14 protein-coding genes are annotated in these 20,404 nt (G+C 64.1%); 7 read left to right on the top strand and 7 right to left on the bottom strand.

The features are described 5' to 3' along the window. Positions 1-139 precede the first annotated feature (139 nt). The 3 genes from gyrA to ACQS5P_RS09775 form a co-directional block, all read right to left on the bottom strand. Entirely contained in the window at positions 140-2,779 is a 2,640-nt protein-coding gene (gyrA, locus tag ACQS5P_RS09785) for a DNA gyrase subunit A (RefSeq protein ID WP_428940705.1), read from the bottom strand. 106 nt (positions 2,780-2,885) lie between these two features. Further along, complete coding sequence (locus ACQS5P_RS09780) at positions 2,886-3,155, bottom strand: hypothetical protein (protein WP_428940704.1); 270 nt, start codon at positions 3,153-3,155, stop codon at positions 2,886-2,888. An 88-nt stretch (positions 3,156-3,243) separates the two neighbouring features. Next, a complete protein-coding gene (locus ACQS5P_RS09775) occupies positions 3,244-3,663 on the bottom strand; it encodes a hypothetical protein (RefSeq protein ID WP_428940703.1) in 420 nt (139 codons plus the stop codon). 319 nt (positions 3,664-3,982) lie between these two features. On the opposite strand from ACQS5P_RS09775, the gene ACQS5P_RS09770 reads away from it, so the two are divergent. The 7 genes from ACQS5P_RS09770 (at position 3,983) to mtnA (ending at position 13,784) form a co-directional block, all read left to right on the top strand. Continuing rightward, a complete protein-coding gene (locus tag ACQS5P_RS09770; protein WP_428940702.1) occupies positions 3,983-4,894 on the top strand; it encodes an NADH-quinone oxidoreductase subunit J family protein in 912 nt (303 codons plus the stop codon). A 57-nt stretch (positions 4,895-4,951) separates the two neighbouring features. Continuing rightward, complete coding sequence (gene nuoK / locus ACQS5P_RS09765; protein WP_428940701.1) at positions 4,952-5,260, top strand: NADH-quinone oxidoreductase subunit NuoK; 309 nt, start codon at positions 4,952-4,954, stop codon at positions 5,258-5,260. 70 nt (positions 5,261-5,330) lie between these two features. After that, entirely contained in the window at positions 5,331-7,481 is a 2,151-nt protein-coding gene (gene nuoL / locus ACQS5P_RS09760; protein ID WP_428940700.1) for an NADH-quinone oxidoreductase subunit L, read from the top strand. Positions 7,482-7,559: 78 nt separating this feature from the next. After that, the gene (locus ACQS5P_RS09755; RefSeq protein ID WP_428940699.1) at positions 7,560-9,242 is read left to right on the top strand and encodes a complex I subunit 4 family protein; all 1,683 of its coding nucleotides are present in this window, start codon (positions 7,560-7,562) and stop codon (positions 9,240-9,242) included. A gap of 6 nt (positions 9,243-9,248) precedes the next feature. Next, positions 9,249-10,919 (top strand): NADH-quinone oxidoreductase subunit N, encoded by a 1,671-nt coding sequence (locus ACQS5P_RS09750; protein ID WP_428940698.1) that lies wholly within the window; start codon positions 9,249-9,251, stop codon positions 10,917-10,919. A gap of 274 nt (positions 10,920-11,193) precedes the next feature. Next, complete coding sequence (locus tag ACQS5P_RS09745) at positions 11,194-12,573, top strand: porin (RefSeq protein ID WP_428940697.1); 1,380 nt, start codon at positions 11,194-11,196, stop codon at positions 12,571-12,573. Positions 12,574-12,731: 158 nt separating this feature from the next. Beyond that, positions 12,732-13,784: an S-methyl-5-thioribose-1-phosphate isomerase gene (gene mtnA, locus ACQS5P_RS09740; protein WP_428940696.1), complete on the top strand. Its 1,053-nt coding sequence runs from the start codon at positions 12,732-12,734 to the stop codon at positions 13,782-13,784. Between the two features lie 6 nt (positions 13,785-13,790). Here mtnA and ACQS5P_RS09735 read toward each other — a convergent pair whose 3' ends face one another. The 4 genes from ACQS5P_RS09735 to uvrA form a co-directional block, all read right to left on the bottom strand. After that, positions 13,791-14,387: a group I truncated hemoglobin gene (locus tag ACQS5P_RS09735; RefSeq protein ID WP_428940695.1), complete on the bottom strand. Its 597-nt coding sequence runs from the start codon at positions 14,385-14,387 to the stop codon at positions 13,791-13,793. 41 nt (positions 14,388-14,428) lie between these two features. Next, positions 14,429-15,514: a DUF748 domain-containing protein gene (locus ACQS5P_RS09730; protein WP_428940694.1), complete on the bottom strand. Its 1,086-nt coding sequence runs from the start codon at positions 15,512-15,514 to the stop codon at positions 14,429-14,431. Positions 15,515-15,724: 210 nt separating this feature from the next. Continuing rightward, positions 15,725-17,128: a reprolysin-like metallopeptidase gene (locus ACQS5P_RS09725; RefSeq protein ID WP_428940693.1), complete on the bottom strand. Its 1,404-nt coding sequence runs from the start codon at positions 17,126-17,128 to the stop codon at positions 15,725-15,727. Positions 17,129-17,296: 168 nt separating this feature from the next. Beyond that, a complete protein-coding gene (gene uvrA / locus ACQS5P_RS09720) occupies positions 17,297-20,323 on the bottom strand; it encodes an excinuclease ABC subunit UvrA (RefSeq protein WP_428940692.1) in 3,027 nt (1,008 codons plus the stop codon). Positions 20,324-20,404: the final 81 nt, after the last annotated feature.

Genomic DNA, 20,404 nt, shown 5'->3' with positions numbered 1-20,404 from the left:
GAATTGCGAAGAGGCCAGTTGTCGCAGGAAAAAAAACAAGACTCCATCGCTGAGGAGGCAGGCGCTTGCGGTTTAGAAACTCCGCTGGCGCTGCATGAGAACAGATGCCAAACCGCAAGTGATTCGGGCGGCGCTGCGATCAGACCTGGCCATCTCCAGCGGACGGTGCAGCAGGTGCATCGGGCGACTCGGGTGACGCAGGCGCGGCGGTCTGATCCTGCGCGTTCTCGTCTTCGTCTTCGGCGTCCACTTTGGCCATCGCGACCAGCCGGTCGCCCTCGTCGAGCTTGATGAGCCTCACCCCGGCGGCATTCCTGCCCGTCTCGCGGATTTCGTCCACGCGGGTGCGGATGATGATGCCGCGCTGGGTAATCAGCAGGACCTGATCGGTATCGGCGACGAGCTTCATGCCGATCACCTCGCCGTTGCGCTCGTTGGCGTCGATGTTGATCACGCCGCGGGTGCCGCGACCTTTCACCGGATACTCCTCCAGCGGGGTACGCTTGCCATAGCCGTTGACGCAGGCGGTCAGCAGTTTCCAGCCGGCGTTCTGGCCATTGGGAACGATCAGCATCGCCACGACCTCGTCGCCTTCGCGCTTGAAGCGTGCCCCGGTAACGCCCGCCGCCGGGCGACCCATCGCGCGCACCTCCGACTCGTCGAAGCGGATCGCCAGTCCGCTCTTGGTTCCCAGGATCACATGGTCCTTGCCGCTGGTGCAGCAGACATCGATGAGCGTGTCGCCTTCCTCCAGCCCGATCGCGATGATTCCGTTGGCGCGGATGTTCGAGTACGCGCTCAGGGCGGTCTTTTTCACGACGCCCCTGGCGGTGGCGAACATCAGGAACTGCTCGTCCTTCGTGAAATCCCTGACATTGAGCACCGAAGCGATCTTCTCGCCTTCCTGGAAGCTGAGCAGGTTGGCGATGCTTCGTCCCTGGCTGGTGCGGCTCATCTCCGGCACGTCATACACGCGGCGCTGATAGACCCGCCCCTGGTTGGTGAAGAACAGCAGGTGGTCGTGCGTGTTGGCGACGAACAGATGCTCGACAAAGTCGCCTTCCTTGGACTCGGTTCCCTTGATTCCGCGTCCGCCCCGGCCCTGGGCGCGGTAGGTGTCCACGGGCAGGCGTTTGATGTACCCCTCATGGGAGACGGTGACGACGACGTCCTCGGGCGCCACCAGCTTCTCCATGCTCATCTCGGTGACTTCGCCGGTGATTTCGGTGCGGCGGTCGTCGCCATATTTCTCGCGGATCTCGTACGTGTCCTCGCGGATGATGTCCAGCACCATCGACTCATCGCGCAGAATCGCCTCGTACCCCTCGATTTCCTCGACGACGCCGCGGTATTCCTCGACCAGCTTCTGCATTTCCAGCCCGACGAGCTGGATGAGCTGCAAGCGTCCAATCGCCTCGGCCTGGACTTGGGTCAGCATGACCGGGTGTTTGGTGGCGCGTTCCATGAGTGCGGCGGGGATGCGCGCAGCGGCAGGGTGATCCGGGGCGATGCGGAAGGCGCGGGCGCGGAGCTTGCCAATCGCTTCCTCGCGGGTTTTGCTCGAACGGATCAGCTTGACCACTTCGTCAATGTCGCAGACGGCGAAGATCAGGCCCTCCAGGATGTGACCGCGCTGCTGCGCCTTGCGAAGCAGGTGCCGTGTCCGCCGCGTGATCACTTCCTTGCGATGATCGATGAAATGCTGGATCAGCTCCTTAAGCCCCATGGTTCGCGGCTGGCGGTTGACCAGCGCGATGTTGATCATCGACACGGTGATCTGGCAGGGGGTGTACTGGTAGAGCTGGTTGATGACGATGTCCGGGTCGGCATCGCGCTTCAGATCCACGACGATGCGGCAGGCGTGCTCGCGGCCGCTGTGGTCATTCACGTCCGCGATGTCCCTGATCAGGTCCTTTTTCACGCAATCGGCGATGGATTCGACAATGATTCGGCGAATGATGCCATAGGGGATCTGTTCAATGATGATGGCGTTGCGGCCCTTTTTGTCCTGCTCGACGCTCATCTTGGCGCGCAGCGTGATACGCCCGCGACCGGTGCGGTAGCCTTCGATGATCCCGTCGCGTCCGCAGATGATCCCGCCGGTGGGAAAATCCGGGCCGGGCACGATCTGGAGCAGCTCCTGAAGCGTGATCTCGGGGTTGTCGATCACCTTGACGATCGCATCGCAGATCTCGCGCAGGTTGTGCGGCAGCAGGTTGCAGGCCATCCCCACCGCGATGCCGGTCGAGCCGTTGACCAGCAGGTTGGGAAACTTGCTGGGCAGGACGGTCGGTTCCATCAGCCGCTCGTCGTAGTTGGGCTGGAAATCGACGGTGTCCAGTTCGATGTCGGCCAGCATGTCCAGGGTCGGCGGGGCCATGCGGGCTTCGGTGTATCGCATGGCGGCGGGGGGGTCGCCGTCCGTGGAGCCGAAGTTTCCCTGTCCGTCGATCAGGGGGTATCGCATGACCCAGTCCTGGGCCATTCGCACCAGCGTGGGGTAGATCACCGCCTCGCCGTGGGGGTGATAGTTGCCCGAGGTGTCGCCGGCGATCTTGGCGCACTTGATATGCTTTCGACCCGGGGTGAGGTTCAGGTCGTGCATGGCTACCAGGATTCGCCGCTGCGACGGCTTGAGCCCGTCACGGACGTCGGGCAAAGCCCGATCCATGATCGTGCTCATCGCATAGGTCAGATAGGAATCCTGAAGTTCCTGCTCGATCTGCAAATCCTCGATGCGCTCGAGCGGGGCGCCGGGTGCGCCGGTCGGGTCAGCCATGTGTCGTCCTTGAGAAAAATCCCCTGAAAAACAGCCTCAATCGAAACACATGATTATAGGAAATCCGCACTCCAAAGGCGAGCCGCCGGGAACAGCCAGCGGCTCATCACACGCGGCGGAGCGTGAGGTAGACGAGCAATCCGATCAGCACAATCCCCAACGCCGCCAGCACAACGAACCAGCGACGATCCTGCTTCAAAAGCTCCGGATCAACGGTCCAGCGGGGCGAATCGCCAGGCAACCTGTCGGGATAATGCTGGGGCGATTGAGGTCCGAGCAGATCGATGTGCGGATAGAGAATGTCCCGCGCGATCTGGTGGCCCTGGCGTCGCGCGCGAAGGGCAATGAATGTCTGGCGTGGCGGCAGAGGCGCCATGGCCGACATTATACCTGGCCATGACTGGCCGCCAGTGAATCAGACGCACGAGCTTGAACCTGAAGACCGCGATCGAAGCGTTCGCCGCTCAATCCTCCGGAGTGAAACACCACTGCTCGCGATGGAAGTGCAGGGCACCCTCATACCATCCGGGCACGATCTGCCGGCAGCGATACAGCGTGCAGCCGATTCTCGCCTTGCGTCCGTCAGGCGTGAGCATCTGCACCCATCCGCCGTAACCCAGCGGCAGCCGATGCGGGGTGATGAACCCCACGCCGCGGGGATCGACGTCGCGCGTGTACAGGACCCAGGGCGGGGAATCCGGGTCGTCGGCGAAGAGCTTCAGTTCGGCGCGGACGCGGTAGAGCATACGGGGGCACTGCCGCGCGTCCGGGTGGTCCGCCGGACGCGGCGCCGCCTCCATCGCCGACAGGATCAGGTCCACCTCCGGGGGCCAAAGCTCGTCGGGCGAGACAGGGGTTTTGGTCTTGGGCAGTTCCAACAGCACGGCTTCACCTACCTCCTGCGGGCGCGCGTTTACGGGACCATCCCGGCGGCGCGCCAGTGAGGAACTACGATTCACATCATCAACAAGCAAACCACCCGGTGTAACAGAACTGATGTGCCGCAAGAACTCGGCACGATCGGGACAGAAATGCATGAGTTTATCGGTTCTGACGGTGCCCTGGCCGGCGCTGCTTGATCGGGTCTGCTCAGCCTTGGTAACCCGATGCACTCGTGAAATCGCTCACGACCTCACTTGCAAAGCCCAACCCCCATTCTTAGACTTTGCCCGCTCAAAGGGAATTGTGGCCTGATTTGCCGAGATGACCGGTTTTATCTCATCTTCCGCGCTGGCGCAGGCGAGTGAGAGCGCGCTGCCCGGCGGCGTGCCGCTGCCGCCGCTGCTGATCCTGGTGCTGTGCGTGATCGGCGGGGTGGGCACCGTGCTGCTGCTCCCTTCGCGCCGCGAGGCGTCGTTGCGGAAGGTCGGGGGGGTGATCCTGCTGGCGACGGGGCTGATCCTGGCGGCGGTGCTGGTCCGCTGGGCCGCGGGCAACGCCGCCTGGGGTACACGCGCCCATCGCGTCTACTTCTGGATCTTCTCGACCATCGCGCTGGTGGGCGCGGTCAGGGTGATTAGCCACACCCGCCCGGTCTATTCGGCCCTGTATTTCGTCCTGACCGTCTTCGCGTCGGCGGGATTGTTTCTGCTGCTGTGGGCGGAGTTTATGGCCGCGGCGCTGGTGCTGATCTATGCCGGCGCCATCCTGATCACCTACGTGTTCGTGATTATGCTGGCTGCCGATGCCTCCGGACCCACTGGCCGCGCGGTGATTGCCGAGCACGACACTGTCAGTCGCGACCCGGTTCTTGCCAGCGCCGTGGGATTTGCCCTCATGGGCGTGATCCTGTTTATCGTTTTCGATAAATACCAGGCGATCGCCCCACAGCCCGCGGCGCCCGGTATGCCCGGCGCCACCCAGCAGCTCGGACAGTTTCTGTTTACCCAGCAGATCATGAATCTGGAGTTGGCCGGGCTGATCCTGACGGTCGCGATGGTCGGGGCGATCGTGATTGCGCGTCGGCGGGTGCATTTGGAGGCAACCGAAGTGACGGCGGATGAGCCGGCGGTGGAGGTGGTGCTCGGTCCGGCCACGCCCGCCGACGATAACCCGCATTCGATACCGGTTTACGGAACGAGCAATCCAAGACAAAAGGCGTACCCGGAGGCGTAGCACGCGGCGTGCGGCCCGTGCCACAGAGTCATGGGCTGCAAGCCCTGTTACCAACACATGACCGACATCGCTCTGCAACATTACCTGACGGTCGGCGCGATCATGTTCGTGATCGGGCTGATCGGGTTCGTGACCCGGCGAAACCTGATCGTGATGTTCCTGTGCACGGAGCTGATGTTTCAGGGAGTGGCGATCAATCTGATCGCCTTCGGGGCCTTTCACGGTAACCTGGCGGGCCAGGCGTTCGTCATCTTCGTGCTGGTGATCGCCGCCGCCGAAGCCAGTCTGGCGCTGGGTCTGGTGGTGCTGTTGTTCCGAACCCGCCACACGCTGGATGCGGAGGCATGGAGAGATTTGAGAGGATAGTGACCGGCGGCCGGTGGTCGGCGGGCCAGTATTGGCCGGGCTGACCACTGACCACGGACCACGGACCACTATGGACAAGCTGTTCCCCGTCCAACACGCGTACCTGATTCCGCTGCTGCCACTGGCCGCGGCCGCGGTGGCGGGCTTCGCCTGCACCGGTCCACGCAAGCGTCTGGCGCACTGGCCGATCTGGATCTCGGTACTGGCCAGCGCGGTGCTGTCGGTCTGGGTGCTGCTGGGCATGCTGGAGGTGATCCACCACCCCGAGCAGTATCCCCAGCACGCGCAGGCGGTGCAGCGCGCCAGCCACACCGGCGCGCTGCCGGCCATCTATGCCGTTACGAATTTCTACACCTGGATCGCGGCCGGCGAGTTCCGCGCCAGTGCAGGCTTTCTGTTCGATCCGCTGACCGCGGTGATGCTGTGCGTGGTCTGCGGGGTGGGCTTTCTGATCTGCGTCTTCGCCGCGGGATACATGAAGGGAGAAGACGGCTACTTCCGCTTCTTCGCCTATCTGGGGCTGTTCATCTTCATGATGACGGTGCTGGTGATGGGCGAGAACCTGGTGATGCTGTATCTGGGCTGGGAAGGGGTCGGGCTGTGCTCGTATCTGCTGATCGGATACTACTACGAACGCCCCTCGGCGCGTGAGGCGGCCAAGAAGGCGTTTCTGGTCAACCGTGTCGGGGACTTCGGCTTTGCCCTGGGGATCATGCTCTCGTTCCTGGCGTTCGGGACGGTGAGCTACTTTGGCGATCCGGCGATGCCGGGCGACGGTCTGCTGGAGAAGGCCGCCGCCTTGCCGGGGGACCTCAGCGCCTTCCAGCAAACGGCGCTGCAATGGATTCCCTTTCTGCTGATGCTCGGCGCCTTTGGCAAAAGCGCGCAGTTCCCGCTTTACGTGTGGCTTCCCGACGCCATGGAAGGCCCGACACCCGTCAGCGCGCTCATCCACGCCGCGACCATGGTCACCGCAGGAGTGTACATGATCGCCCGCTGCTCGACCCTGTTCGTGGGCAACCAGGCGGCGATGCTCACGGTGGCGGCGATCGGCACGTTCACCGCGGTCCTGGCCGCCACCATCGCGCTGCGACAGTTCGACCTGAAAAAAATCCTGGCTTACTCGACCATCTCGCAACTGGGGTTCATGTTCGTGGGAGTCGGGCTGCTGGCGCCGGTGGCGGGGATCTTCCACCTGGTCACACATGCGTTCTTCAAGGCCCTGCTGTTCTTGTCCAGTGGCGTGGTCATGCACGCGATGATGGGTGAGCTGGACCTGCGGAAGATGAGTGGCCTGAAGACCCTGCTGCCCAAAACACGCATCGTGATGTTGATCGGCTGCGCGGCGCTGGCCGGGTTCCCGCTGCTTTCGGGGTTCTGGTCCAAGGACGAGATCGTTCACGCCGCCCAGGGACGCAGCACGCTGATCTGGCTGGTGTTGCTGGGCACGGCGTTTCTGACGGCCTATTACACCTTCCGCCTGTACTTCCGGGTCTTCGAGGGACCAACCCTCATCCCTACGCCGCCGGCGCACGATCCGCATCACGCCACCGCGCACGCTCCCCAGGATCACGGGGTTGAATCGCACGGTCAGGCCGAACACCACCACAACCACGAGCCGGCGGTGATGATGGTGCCGCTGTATCTGCTGGCGGTGGGGGCGCTGCTGGCGGGGGTGCTGAATCTGCCGTTCGGCGGGAGCTGGGCGCATCAGCTCGGGCACTTCCTGGGACACAGCCCGTCGTTTTCCATGGGTTTTCACAAGGCCAACGCGCTGCTCGGCGCAGCGCAGGTCAATCCGCTGCTGATGGGCCAGCCGGCGCCGGCAGATGAACCGACGGAATTCTCGATCCTGCCGCTGCTGACCGGCGCGGTCGTGGCCATAGCCGGCATCTTCGTGGCGCACCTGCTGCACCTGAAGGATCGTTCTGCCGCCGATCGCCTGGCGGCGCGGTTCCCGCGCGTGGTAAGGGTGCTGGATCACAAGTACTGGGTGGACGAGATCTATCAGTACGGCATCGTCGAGCCATTGCGCGCCGTCGGACGCGGCATGTTCGCGTTTGATCGATGGGTTATCGACGGGTTGGTCTGGCTGTTCGGATTTGTCCCGCAGGTCGTGGGATTTACGCTGAAGCTGACGGTGCAGCGTGGCCGGCTCCAGGGATATGCCGCCGCCATGCTCGCCGGAATCGCGGTGATACTGCTGTTGATCTTTTTATGAACGAACTCGTCAGTGGTCCGTGGCCAGGGGTCGATCCATGACGACAACCGGCCGCTGGCCGCTGCCCGCTGATCACTTATGAGCATCTGCCTGTTGCTTGTGATCCTGGTCCCGCTGCTGGGCGGCGTTGTCACGGCGCTGGTTCCCGAGCGGTCGGCGCGAATGTGGGCGCTGACGGTGAGCCTGTTGACGGCGCTGGCGGCGGTGGCGCTGGTGCCGGCGTTTCTCGCCCCGTCGGACCTGCCCGCCAGCGAAGTGCACGACCGCGCCGCGGCCGCCGTGCGCGTCGAGTGGCCCCAGACCGATCGCCGCTCCAACCCCTTTGCCCTCTCGGAGCTGGGCTTTTCCCTGCATCTGGGCGCCGATTCGGTCAGCCTCATGCTGCTGCTGCTGACTGTCCTGCTGATGCCCCCTTCGATCCTGGCCAGCTTCTCATCCATCAGGGATCGCCAAAAGGAATACTACGCCTGGATGCTGGTGCTGCTGGCGGCGATGAATGGGGTGTTCATCGCCCGGGACCTGCTGCTGTTCTACATCTTCTTCGAGCTGACGCTGATCCCGATGTTCTTCATCATCGGGATCTGGGGCGGACCGGAGCGACGCTACGCCGCCGGCAAGTTCTTCCTGTTCACGTTCGTCGGCTCGGTCTTCACCCTGGCCGGAGCGATCTACCTGGGATACCGCGCCAACAGCTTCGATATTCTGGCCGTCACGCGCTTCGCGCAGAGTCAGCTTACCGCCACCGAGCGATGGTGGATATTGCTGGCGTTTCTGGCCGGCTTCGCGGTGAAGGTGCCGCTGTTCCCCGTGCACACGTGGTTGCCGCTGGCGCATACCGAAGCCCCCACCGCCGGAAGCGTGATTCTGGCCGGCGTGCTGCTGAAGCTCGGAACCTACGGGCTGCTGCGATTCGCCTGGCCGATCGGTATCGTCGGCGTGGATGCCCCGTGGCTGGGGCCGATGCTCAGCTTCCTGGGCATCCTGTGCGTCATTGGCATCATCTACGGCGCTCTGGTGGCCTGGGTGCAGCAGGACATCAAGAAGCTGGTGGCCTACTCGTCGGTCTCGCATCTGGGCTTCTGCGTGCTGGGTCTGGTGGCGATGAACCCGACCGGCATGCAGGGATCGGTCCTGTACATGATCAACCACGGGCTGAGCACGGGCGCGATGTTCCTGGTGGTCGGCATGATCTACGACCGCTTTCACACCCGCGACATCGACCAGCTTTCCGGACTGGCGCGGCGAATGCCGCGGCTGGCGTTCTTCTTCGTGCTGTTCGTGCTCAGCAGCATCGGTCTGCCGGGACTCAACGGCTTCGTCAGCGAGTTCCTCACCGTGCTGGGCGCATTCACCAGCGAGAGGCTGGGCATTGGCTTCGGCGTGTTTGCGGCCATCGGCGTGATCCTGGGCGCGCTGTACATGCTGCACATGACCGCGCGGGTGATCTTCGGACCGCTGAAGGTTCCCGGCCAGGCTCATGATCAGCACGCCCAGGCGCACGACCCGATGCCCGTCGATATCGGCGCTCGCGAGGTGGGGCTGCTGGTGCCGATCGCGCTGGCGGTGGTGGTGCTCGGCCTGGTGCCCAATGCCGTGCTGCAACCGATTCAGCCCGACATTCAGTTGCTGCGCCAGCCGCTGCCCGGATCCCCGCAGCCGCCGCGCATGCTCGGATCCGCCGCGGATCAGGTTGATTCCGGCTCGGGCGCCTCGGTGCCGGCAGCATCGGTTGAACCGACCGTCCTACAACCACAGTTATAGCCAAGTATGAACCTCGTGTTGCTGATCATTCCCGAGCTGATCCTTGTGGCGGCGGCGTGCGCGCTGTTTGTGTTGGGCGTGTCGTCGCGCGCCGCGGCGCGCCAGGCGGCGCCGGTGGTGGCGCTGCTGGCGCTGCTGGTGGTCTTCTTCATGCAGACGATGCCGACGAGCGAAGCAGCGTTCTCCGGCGGCGAGCAGGGCGCCGCCGTCCGCACCGACTCCGCCGGCTCGCTGCGAGTCAGCAACCTGGCCGACTACATCCGCCTGCTGGGCGCGGGTCTGGGGGCGCTGTTCGTGATGCTCGCCTGGCCGGCACCGCAGCGACAGGGCAGCGGCAACGCCGCAGTCCATTTCGGCAACGACGCGGGCGAGTTCTTCGCACTGCTGCTGCTGAGCATTGCCGGGCTGATGCTCGTGGCCAGTGCCAACGACATCATTCTGCTGTTTTTGGGCATCGAGCTGGCCAGCATCCCCACGTACATCATGGTGAGCATTTCCCGCCCGCTGCCCGCGGCGCAGGAGGCGGGGGTCAAATACTTTTTCCTGGGGGCGATGTCGGCGGCGGTCATGCTCTTCGGCTTCAGCTACCTCTATGGAACCACCGGAGTCATCAGGCTCCACGAGATCGGCCAGCAGTTCGCCGGCACCATCCGGCAGGGTTCCACCTCGGTTCACTTTACCCCCTGGCAGTTGCTGGCGGTGGTGCTGCTGATCAGCGGGTTTGCGTTCAAGATGGCGGCGGTGCCGCTGCACTTTTACGCCGGCGACGTCTACGAGGGCGCCGCCACCCCCGTCACGGCGCTTCTGTCGTTCGTGCCCAAGGCCGCCGGCTTCGTGGCGCTTTTGAAGGTGCTGTTTGCCGCCAGCGGCGGACTGTGGCTGCTGCCCCAGCAGATCGGGCAGCTTCTGTGGGTGCTGGCGGCGCTGACCATGACCGTGGGCAACGTGCTGGGACTGCTTCAGCACAACGTCAAGCGTCTGCTGGCGTACAGCTCGATCGCGCACACGGGGTACATGCTGGTGGGGGTGACAGCGCTGGCGACGTCGCAGGACTTGCCGGCGCTTCAGGGCGTGCTGTTCTATCTGGCGGCGTACGGGCTGATGAACGTGGCGGCGTTCGGCGTGCTGGAGCTGTTGCCGGCGCGCGGCGCCGCGGCACGCAGGCCCGCCACCACCGCCGAAACCTTCGACGACCTGGTCGGCAGCGGTGGCGATCATCCGGGGCTGGGGCTGATAATGGCCGTCGCCTGCTTCAGCCTCATCGGTCTGCCCCTGACGATCGGCTTTTTCGGCAAGGTCTACCTGATCCTGCCCGCCTGGCGCGCCGGATTGAGCTGGCTGGTGGTGATCATGGTGGTCAATGCCGCGATCAGCGCGGCGTATTACCTGCGGATCGTGGCGACGATGTTTTTGCGTGCCGAGCCGCAGCCCCCGGCCGGCGGCGAAGCTGCCCCGCCCGCAGTGCCCGGCGTGGCGCAGCTCGGCCCCACGCCGATTCTGCTGGCCGCGGCCATCTCCGCGGCCGGAACGCTGCTGTTCGGAACCATCTTCCCCGCCACCGAGGTCCTGCGGACGCAGGTGGTACAGGCCGCGGTGATCGACGCCCAGCCCCTGCCGGCGTCGGTGACTGCCGCGGCCGAGCTTTCCTCCGGGCCGACGAATCCACTGCGCCCGTAAGGGGTTTTCAAAGTCCATCCTGTCCTGTTGTTTGGTCAGGCGGCTGGCTTGCGCCGCATTAGCGCCCTTGCGCCGCATTAGCGCCGCGCTCATGGGTTTCTGGAGTTGAGTCCGATAATTCCGGCGACGGCGCAGCGGAAATGTGAAGATGGCGCCGCGTTCGGGGCCGGCATGTCAAAAAGTAACGAAATTAACGCCTGCTAGCCGAACTATGGCTTCTGGAAAACACAGGTGAGTGGCGCCGCTGTCGGGCCACCCAGGAAAGGAGACTCCAATGACCAGCAGTTCGACGTCCGCGTCCGCGAGAATCATGTCAGTACCGGCGGTGCTCGCCGGCGCGGTGGGACTGGGGGCGTTCGGCGCCTTCGGTCCGGCCGCCGCCGCCGCCGAGCCGACCACCGAGCAACTCATGCAGCAGATCGAGCAGTTGCAGAACAAGGTGCAGCAGCTCGAGGCCAAACAACAGCAGGCGCTGTCGGCGCGGGACGTTGACGCGACCGTCGAGTCGGTGCTCCGCGACGCCGAGCGCCGCAGCAAGTTGCTCCAGATGGAAGGCTTCACCGCCGGCTACAACAAGGGCAAGTTCGTCATCCAGGACGCCGCGGGCAACTGGGTGCTGAATCCCTACCTTCAGTTCCAGTTCCGCAACGTGACCAACTATCGCGAGGACGGCGGCGGCGCGGGAGACGACGACATCCAGCACGGCTTTGAAGTCCGCCGCATGAAGTTCGGCTTCAAGGGCAACGCCGTCACCCCGGATCTGACCTACAACTTCCGTTGGGAAGCCGACCAGGATGGCGGGGGCGTGACCCTCGAAGACGCCTGGGTGCAGTACATGCTCAATGACAGCATGGCGGTCAAGGCCGGGCAATGGAAGGACAACGTCTTCCACGAAGAGACGATGAGCTCGGGCAAGCAGCTTGCGGTCGATCGCTCGCTGGTCAACGAACTTCTGGGCGGCGGAGCGACCGATTACGTGCAGGGCGTCAGCTTCCTGTATCTGCCGGAAGACATGCCCTTCCGCGCTGAAGTGGCCCTGCACGACGGCCTGAATACCGACAACACCAACTTCCTTGAAAAGACCGGTGGAGCGCTGGGCATCGCCCCCAACTTCGGCGTCTCGGCACGCGTGGAGTACAAGGTCATGGGCGACTGGAAGGCCTATGACGACTTCTCGGCCATGGGCAACACCGAGCAACTGCTGGTCATCGGCGGCGGTGTGAATTACTCGCAGGACGGCAGCGAGTACGCGCTGCTGCACACGGTCGATGCCCAGTTCGAGATGGACAACGGGCTGGGCGTGTATGCCGCGTTCCTGGGCGTCTCCCGCGATCTGGGCGGGGCGCTGGACAGCCTCTATGACTGGGGCGCGCTGGTGCAGGCCGGGTACATGCTCAATGACCAGTGGGAAGTCTTCGCCCGATACGACTACACCAGCCTCGATGACGACACTGTCGCCCCGGGCGATGAGGATTCGTTCAACGAGTTCACGCTGGGCGCCAACTGGTACGTGGGCGGCGGGCACAACTGCAAGCTGACCGCCGACGTGACCTTCCTGCCCGACGGTGCTCCCAGCGATGTCGAGGGCATCGGGGTGCTGGCCGGCGACGAGAACCAGATCATCCTTCGCGCCCAGTTCCAGCTCCTGCTGTAAGGGTGCTGGAAAGACAGTTCGCGAAAGCTGATCCTCCCGCACAGGCGGCGCGGGTCGAGGCAAGACCTCGACCCGCGCCGTTTGCGCGCGCCGGAGTGTCGGCCGCTGCAATCCGCCCATCGATGATTCTCTTGTTCCAAAAACGTAGAATCCTCGCGATGCTCAAGACCATCGAATGGACCGGAAACGCTGTGCGGCTGCTGGATCAGACGAAGCTGCCCACGGAAACCCGCTACGTCGAGATCACCGATGAGCGGCAGATGTGGGATGCGATCAGGCGACTGGTCGTCCGCGGCGCGCCGGCGATCGGAGTGGCGGCGGCGTTCGGCGTGTACCTGGGCATTCGGCATGCCGATGAGAACTCGTTCGACCGGCGGCTCGACGAAATCTGTGATTACCTGGCGAGCTCGCGCCCAACTGCGGTGAACCTTTTCTGGGCGCTGGATCGCATCAAGCGCGTTGTCAATGCCCAAGCAACTGGATCCCTGGCATCCCGCAAACAGCGCATCCTCGACGAGTGCCTTGCCATGATCGAAGAGGACATCCGCGCCTGCCGCGCCATCGGAGAGCACGGCCTGGCGCTGCTCCGCTCGCTGCGCGGCGCCGATGCTTCGGGCCCGAAGTCTCAACCCTGGCACATCCTCACCCACTGCAACGCCGGAGCGCTGGCCACAGTGCAGTACGGCACGGCCCTGGCACCGATCTACGTCGGCATCGAGCAGGGGTTGCGGTTTCATGTGTTCGTAGACGAAACCCGACCGCTTCTCCAGGGCAGCCGAATCACCGCGTATGAACTCAAGCACAACGGCGTGCCGGTCACCGTGCTTTGCGACAACATGGCCGCCACCTTGATGAGCCAGCGGAAGCTGGACGCGGTGATCGTCGGCGCCGACCGCATCGCCGCCAACGGGGATACCGCCAACAAGGTCGGCACGCTGGGTCTGGCGATCGTGGCCAGGCACTTCGGGGTTCCGTTTTTCGTGGCGGCGCCGACGAGCACGATCGACCGCTCGATTGACAGCGGGGCGCAGATTCCGATCGAACAGCGCGATCCGAAGGAGATTTCGCACGGATTCGGGCGGCAGACGGCGCCGGATGGTGTGGATTTTTTCAACCCGGCGTTCGACGTCACGCCGGCCGGGCTGATCGACGCGATCATCACCGAGCGTGGCGTGCTTCGTCCGCCGTATGACCTGAAGCGCGAAATGTGAAGTCGATCAGCGCTGCTCGACGATCTGGGGTCGGGTGCTTTCGAGAATCGCCAGCAGCTCCTTTTGCTCCTCGGTGGGGATCTTGAACTTGTCGAGGGTGGCCTTGAGGTCGCCGATGGCGGCGTCGAATTCGGCATTGGTGATCCTCAGGCCGCGGTGGACTTGCTTCATGTCGCGGCCTTCGTAGGTCGTGGGGCCGCCGGTGGCCAGGGCGATGAACTGAGTGATGTGTTTCGTGAGCGTCTGGACACTGGCGGGTTCGGGCTTCCACTCGGCGGAACGATCGCCGATGCCCAAAAACCCGCCACGCTGCACGCCTTTGCGTTCCCAGTTGACGCGTGGATCGGCCATCGCGCGGGCGACGAAGTCGTCCACGATGAGCCGGATTCCCTCTTCGCCGCCGAGCCGCTCGTAGAGCGACTTTTTCACATTCTCTGAGTCGGCGTTCTGCCCGTCGGTTCCTTCGCCTCGAAGCTGCTGCACCTTCGCGACGCGCTGTTGGGCGCGCTGATCCGCCTCGCGCGAGCCGGAAGTGAAGAAATCGCGATCCTCCTTGTCTTCGCTGGCGCAGCCAGCAACCAGCGCCACAAGGATCCAGGCCATGATTCCGAATCGATTCAGGTTTCGGTCCATGTTTCCTCGCATTAGTCACCGAGATAGTCCGGATCGCTCACCTGAGCAGGACTGAACTGGAGCCAGTCGATCTGCGTTGCGGTCCCCTGGAGTCTGGGCAGGTAGGCGCGAATGAAGGCGTTGCGCAGGATGTTGCCGATGATCTCCAGCAGGTTCGTGTCGGGGTCCGTCAGGTCCCCCCGAAGCGAGATCATCGTGCCGAACTGGTCGCGAGGCTGGTTCTCCAGCAGCTCCGTGGTAATTCCCACCAGCGCCTCCCAGAACACCTCCAGCACGTTGTCCTCGGGTATGTCCCTGCGAAGGCTCAGCACCTTGAGGTTGCGGAACAGCGGTTTTACATAACCTTTGACTTGCCCTTCGCTGGCGTTGAGCTCGACGACCAGATCGAACCAGCCGCGCTCGAAATCGAACGCGCCGTACGCCCGCGCCAGCGCGTTGGTCCTGGTCACGTCCAGCCCGAGCAGGCGAATCGCCAGCTCGAAGGTCGGGCGGTACGAGAACGGGTCCAGCTTCATGACATACTCGAATCTGGCCTGATCCATCGCCAGTCCGTTCGCGTTGACGGTGGCGACCAGGGGTGTGACTTCGTCGTAGATATTGGTCAGGTTGGTGATCGTTGCGCGCAGCTCGCCCAGATAGACGTCGACGGGCGGATCGGTGTCAAAGGCGCGGAAGTGGATCGAGGCGTCGTGAAGCTCGGCGGAGTTGATCCTGAAGGGGAACAGATCGCGGATGATCTCCAGCCAGGGACCGCCGGCGCCGGTCTGGTCTTCGCCCTGGCTTTGGCCATCAACGAAGTTGAGCTGCGGGCGATGCATGGTGATCTGCCCGACGAGCTTGCGATGCAGCAGGGCATCCCACTGAAGCGAGAAATCGACGCGAGGCGAGGCGAACAGAGGCACGGGGACATTTCCAGTAGTCTTGACGATGCGGACGTCTTCGATGGAGTAAGCGCCGCGCCACAGGTAAAGGTCGATGTCGCCAACCGAGCCATCGTACAGCGGGCTGCGGTCGATGACGCGGTTGACGTACCATCGCACGGCGGTGGGGAGGAAAATGCGCGCCGCGCCCAGCAGGGCCGCAAGCGCAAGCAGCATGATGCCGACAATTCGCCAGCCAGATCGCCGCTGCCTGGCGCGCCGCGACGGCTTGGCGGGCTGGTCACCTGTCGCAGAATGCTCATGGTCAAGTTCAAGCATGGCACATTGATGGCGCACCCTGCACGACTCGTGCGTTTCATCGTGACCGGGAGAGTGAGCAAACGCCGGGCCGGGACACTTGGGTGTCACGGCTCCTGTTGTGAGGGGCTAACGATACGCCGCGACTTCGTCGGCGAGTTCGCGGATGATGCGGGCGTTGTCGGCGGAGGCGGCGCTGCCGATGGGCTTGCCGGCATAGCTGTACCGCGGCGTGGAGAAAAACGGCAGCACGATCCCTGACCCGTAGGCCATCACGTCCTGATACGTTCGCCCGTTCAGCGCGCGGTAGCGGTAGCCGTAGGCATAGCTGGCGATGGGGGCGGCGTCGCCCTCGGCGTGGTCTCGGTCGTGCCCGGCGCCGAGGTTATGCCCGATCTCGTGGGCGATGGTGAACGCGTCGGAATCAGCGTCGTCCTGAAGCGCCACCACGCTGTACGCCAGCGTATCCGAGCCGCTGCCGCGGGCGAACTGATACGCCACGCCGATCACCTCTCCATCGGCCTGTCCCCCGCCCACCAGCAGCATGGCCAGGTCCGCCTTGCGGGTGTCGCGGAAGCTGACGACCTCGTCCAGGCGATGATCGGAGGGACTGCGCAGCCGTTCCAGGTCGGTGTGCAGATTGCCCGACTCGGCATAGCGGACGCGCAGCGTGTCCTTCAGGTTCAGCAGCACGTTGGTGTCGCTGTTGGCGAACACGCCGTTGGCGTCGTTGAAAAGCGACTGCACGTGAGCGCGCATCTGGCTGTCGCTGCGCTGCTCGGCGGCGTTGTCGGTGTAGGCGACAACCACGTCGATGATCGTCGGATCGATCAATGTGGCCGAGAACGTCGGCAGCGGACGATCCTGATACACTGAGACCTTATGGGCCAGCGCCTCTCCCGGGGCAGCGGTCCAGTCGCCCGATTGTCCGGGAATCGCCCGGATCGTGTGCGTGCCGGAGCGAAGGGTCAGGGTGTATTTGCCGTTGAGGTCGGTCGTGCCGCTGGCTTCGCCGCGATCCAACACGCCGTTGCGGTTGTCGTCGGCGAAGACGGTCCTCCCGGTCAGCGGCGTGTTCACCGGCGTGCCGTCGGCGAGCGTGAAGCTGTTCAGCAGCCTGCCGCTGACCGGCCCGATGTCGGTCATCGCGAAGTTGATTCGCGGCTGGGCGTAGCCGTACCACTGCCCGGCCAGGTTCTTGCGCTGCCCGCTGGTGGTGCGGTAGCGACCGTTGGCGCCGATGATCGCCAGCGCCGAAGCGGGGAAAAAATCGAACTGAGAATGATCGACGAAGCTGACGCGCCCGACGGAGTTGGTATAGCCGCTGGCCGTGTCCGGCGCCGGCCCGCCGCTGTAGCTCAAGCCGCGCATCGTCACGGGCCAGTTTTTGATTCCCGGTTCTCCGGCCTGGCGAATGCCGTCGCGGTTGGTGTCGTAGAAGACGTAGACGTGGACAAACCGCGCCACGTCCGCCAGGTGCAGGCGCTGCTCGAGCGGCTCGGCGCAGGCGAATGAACGGCGCGAGCCGACCAAAGCCTGTGCCTTCCGCGAATGATGCTTCCCAAACCACATACGGCTGTACGAACCGGCCACGATTCAGTTTACACCTTTCTGGCGGTTCGGACGAGGCGCGTTGCCGGCCGGCAGCGGGCGCGGCGGGATTGCTGGCCGCTGGCGGGGCAAAATGTCAGGATTGTTGGGTCACGCCGTCGCCGCCAGCGGTTGGGCGGAGGCCACGGGTGCCTGTAGCTTGTGCCGCAGGAACTGGGCCGTGTAGCTGTTGCCGGCCTGGACGATCTGCTCGGGCGTTCCGGTGGCGACGATCCGGCCGCCGGCGTCGCCGCCTTCGGGTCCCATGTCGATGATCCAGTCGGCACATTTGATCACGTCCAGGTTGTGCTCGATGATCAGGATCGTGTTGCCCATATCCGCCAGACGATTGAGCACGTTCAGCAGGTTGTGGATGTCGGCAAAATGCAGCCCGGTGGTCGGCTCGTCGAGCATGTACAGGGTGTGCCCGGTGGGGGTCTTGCCCAGCTCGGTCGCCAGCTTCACGCGCTGCGCCTCGCCGCCGGAGAGCTGCGTGCTCGGCTGCCCGAGCTTGATGTAGCTCAAACCCACGTCGTTGAGCGCCTTGAGCATCTGATAGATGCGGGGGAAGTTCTCGAAGAAGCTCAGGGCCTCCTCGACGGTCATGTTCAGCACGTCGGCGATTGTCTTGCCGCGGTAATGGATCTCCAGCGTTTCGGCGTTGTAGCGGGTGCCGTGGCAGACCTCGCAGTTGACGTACACATCGGGCAGAAAGTGCATCTCGATGCACTTGGTGCCCTGGCCCTGGCAGGCCTCGCAGCGGCCGCCCTTGACGTTGAAGCTGAACCGCCCGGCCTCGTAGCCGCGGATCTTGGCCTCGCGGGTACTGGCGAAGACTCGCCGGATCTCGTCGAACACGCCGGTGTAGGTCGCGGGATTGGATCGCGGCGTGCGACCGATCGGCGACTGGTCGATCTCGATCACCTTGTCGATCCTGCTCACGCCGTTGATGCTCTTGAACGCGCCGGCCTTGACCTTCGAGCCGTACAGTTTTCGCTTCAGCGCCGGCAGCAGGGTCTGGTTGATCAGCGTGCTCTTGCCCGAGCCGCTGACGCCGGTGATGCAGACGATCCCGCCCAGCGGAATCCTCACGTCGATGTTCTTGAGATTGTTCTCGCGGCAGCCCTTGATTTCGATGCAGGCCGCGTCCGGATCGACTGGCCGGCGGACCCGCGGGGCCAGGATCGCGCATTCGCCGGTCAGGTACTTCAGCGTAATCGACTGCGCGTTGCGAACCTGGGATTGCGGATCGAGCAGCTCGGCAACCGGACCCTCGACGACGACCTGCCCGCCATGCGCGCCGGCGCCGGGGCCGATGTCGATCAGGTAGTCGCTGGCGCGGATGCAGTCCTCGTCGTGCTCGACCATCAGCACCGTGTTGCCGATGTCGCGCAGGCGGTGCAGCGTGCGGATGAGCCGGTGGTTGTCGCGCTGGTGCAGACCGATCGTCGGCTCGTCCAAAACGTAGCAGACCCCGACCAGCCCGCTGCCGACCTGCGTGGCCAGCCGGATGCGCTGCGCTTCGCCGCCCGACAGCGTCCCGGTCTTGCGATCCAGCGTCAGGTATCCAAGCCCCACATCCACCATGAACCCCAGCCTGGCCCCGATCTCGCGGACGATGGGTTCGGCGATCTTCTGGCCCTCCTCGCTGAGCTTGAGGTTGTCGAAGAACCGCTTGGCCTGCTCGACAGTCATCCTCGAGACGTCGTGGATGGAGTAACCGGGCAGTTGCGGCGGGCTGGCGGCCGCTGTGTCACGCGGCTCCCGCCCGTGCTGGGCAGCTCTGGAGTTCCCATTCGTGTTGGTCTGCTTCGGCTCATTGGCTTGTGGCGCGTCTGTGACACAGAAGTCGTCTTCGCGAGTGTGCAGTCTTACCGCCAGCGCGGCTTTCTGGAGTCGCGTGCCGTTGCACACCTTGCACGGCTGCTCCGACATATACTGGATGAGCCTGGCCTTGACCCACTCCGACTCGGTGTTTTCGAAGCGTCGCTGGAGGTTGGGGATCACGCCTTCGAACCACGTGCCCGTGCCCAGGTCTCCTTTTCTCTCCGTGCCGTACATCAGCACGTCTTTGACTTTCCTGGGGATATCTTTGTACGGCATGGTGTAGCTGACGCCGAAATCCCGGCAGAACTGCCGCAGGACGCGGCTGTAGTAGATGTTCATCCGCTTGCCGTTTTTGCGCCACGCCTCCACCGCGCCGTTTTCCAGCGAAAGCGACTCATCCGGCACGATCAGCTCGGGATCGAATTCGTTGAGCGTGCCCAGCCCGTGACATTCCGGGCAGGCGCCGTGCGGGCTGTTGAAGCTGAACAGCCGCGGCTCCAGCTCCGGCAGGCTGACGTGCGGGTGCAGCGGGCAGGCGAATTTCTCCGAGAAGACCTGATCCTGCCATGAGCCGTCCGGCTGAGCGATCGCGACGATGACCAGACCCTGCGAAAACCGCGTCGCCGTCTCGATCGAATCGGCCAGTCTCGATCGAATCTCCGGCTTGAGCACGATGCGATCGACGACCGCCTCGATGCTGTGAGTGAACGTCTTTTTGAGCTGTGGCGCGTTCTCCGGGCGCTGAAGCTCGATGATCTGAGCATCGACCCGCGCCCGCACAAACCCCTGCTTGTGAATCGCCGCGAAAACCTCCCGGTGCTCACCTTTCTGGCCGCGCACCAGCGGCGAGAGGATCATCACCTTGGTCCCCGGCGGATACTTCATCACCGCATCGACGATCTGCGATGCCGACTGAGAGCTGATCGGCCGTCCGCATTCCCAGCAGTGGGGGGTTCCGGCGCGGGCGAACAGCACGCGCAGGTAGTCATAGATTTCCGTCGTCGTGGCCACTGTCGAACGCGGGTTGCTCGAGGCGCTTCGCTGCTCGATGGCGATGGTGGGGGGCAGGCCTTCGATCTCGTCGATATCCGGCTTCTGGAGCTGCTCGAGGAACTGCCGCGCGTACGCCGACAGCGACTCGACGTATTTGCGCTGTCCCTCGGCGTAGACCGTGTCGAATGCCAGCGTGGACTTGCCGCTGCCACTGAGGCCGGTGATCACGACCAGCCGGTCGCGCGGAATGTCCACGTCGATGTTCTTGAGGTTATGCTCCCGCGCGCCGCGGATGCGAATGTACTTGCCTTGCTTCATGCCGGTAAAACCGTGGAACAAGCGGATCAGGACAAACCAACAATTGTAAGGAAGGTGTACGGTGCAATCAAAGCCGCCCGG

This window comes from Fontivita pretiosa, assembly GCF_050410795.1.
GTDB classification, from domain to species: domain Bacteria; phylum Planctomycetota; class Phycisphaerae; order Tepidisphaerales; family Tepidisphaeraceae; genus Fontivita; species Fontivita pretiosa.
Note: the sequence above shows the minus strand (reverse complement) of the source record. Positions and strands in the feature narration are given on the sequence as shown.

Bases quoted from the DNA above. Each gene is read 5' to 3' on its own strand.
- ACQS5P_RS09735 (WP_428940695.1), bottom strand. From the start codon at position 14,387: ATGGCCTGGATCCTTGTGGCGCTGGTTGCTGGCTGCGCCAGCGAAGAC.
- ACQS5P_RS09730 (WP_428940694.1), bottom strand. From the start codon at position 15,514: ATGCTGCTTGCGCTTGCGGCCCTGCTGGGCGCGGCGCGCATTTTCCTC.
- ACQS5P_RS09745 (WP_428940697.1), top strand. From the start codon at position 11,194: ATGACCAGCAGTTCGACGTCCGCGTCCGCGAGAATCATGTCAGTACCG.
- gyrA (WP_428940705.1), bottom strand. From the start codon at position 2,779: ATGGCTGACCCGACCGGCGCACCCGGCGCCCCGCTCGAGCGCATCGAG.
- mtnA (WP_428940696.1), top strand. From the start codon at position 12,732: ATGCTCAAGACCATCGAATGGACCGGAAACGCTGTGCGGCTGCTGGAT.
- uvrA (WP_428940692.1), bottom strand. From the start codon at position 20,323: ATGAAGCAAGGCAAGTACATTCGCATCCGCGGCGCGCGGGAGCATAAC.
- ACQS5P_RS09770 (WP_428940702.1), top strand. From the start codon at position 3,983: ATGACCGGTTTTATCTCATCTTCCGCGCTGGCGCAGGCGAGTGAGAGC.
- ACQS5P_RS09755 (WP_428940699.1), top strand. From the start codon at position 7,560: ATGAGCATCTGCCTGTTGCTTGTGATCCTGGTCCCGCTGCTGGGCGGC.
- ACQS5P_RS09750 (WP_428940698.1), top strand. From the start codon at position 9,249: ATGAACCTCGTGTTGCTGATCATTCCCGAGCTGATCCTTGTGGCGGCG.
- ACQS5P_RS09780 (WP_428940704.1), bottom strand. From the start codon at position 3,155: ATGGCGCCTCTGCCGCCACGCCAGACATTCATTGCCCTTCGCGCGCGA.
- nuoK (WP_428940701.1), top strand. From the start codon at position 4,952: ATGACCGACATCGCTCTGCAACATTACCTGACGGTCGGCGCGATCATG.
- nuoL (WP_428940700.1), top strand. From the start codon at position 5,331: ATGGACAAGCTGTTCCCCGTCCAACACGCGTACCTGATTCCGCTGCTG.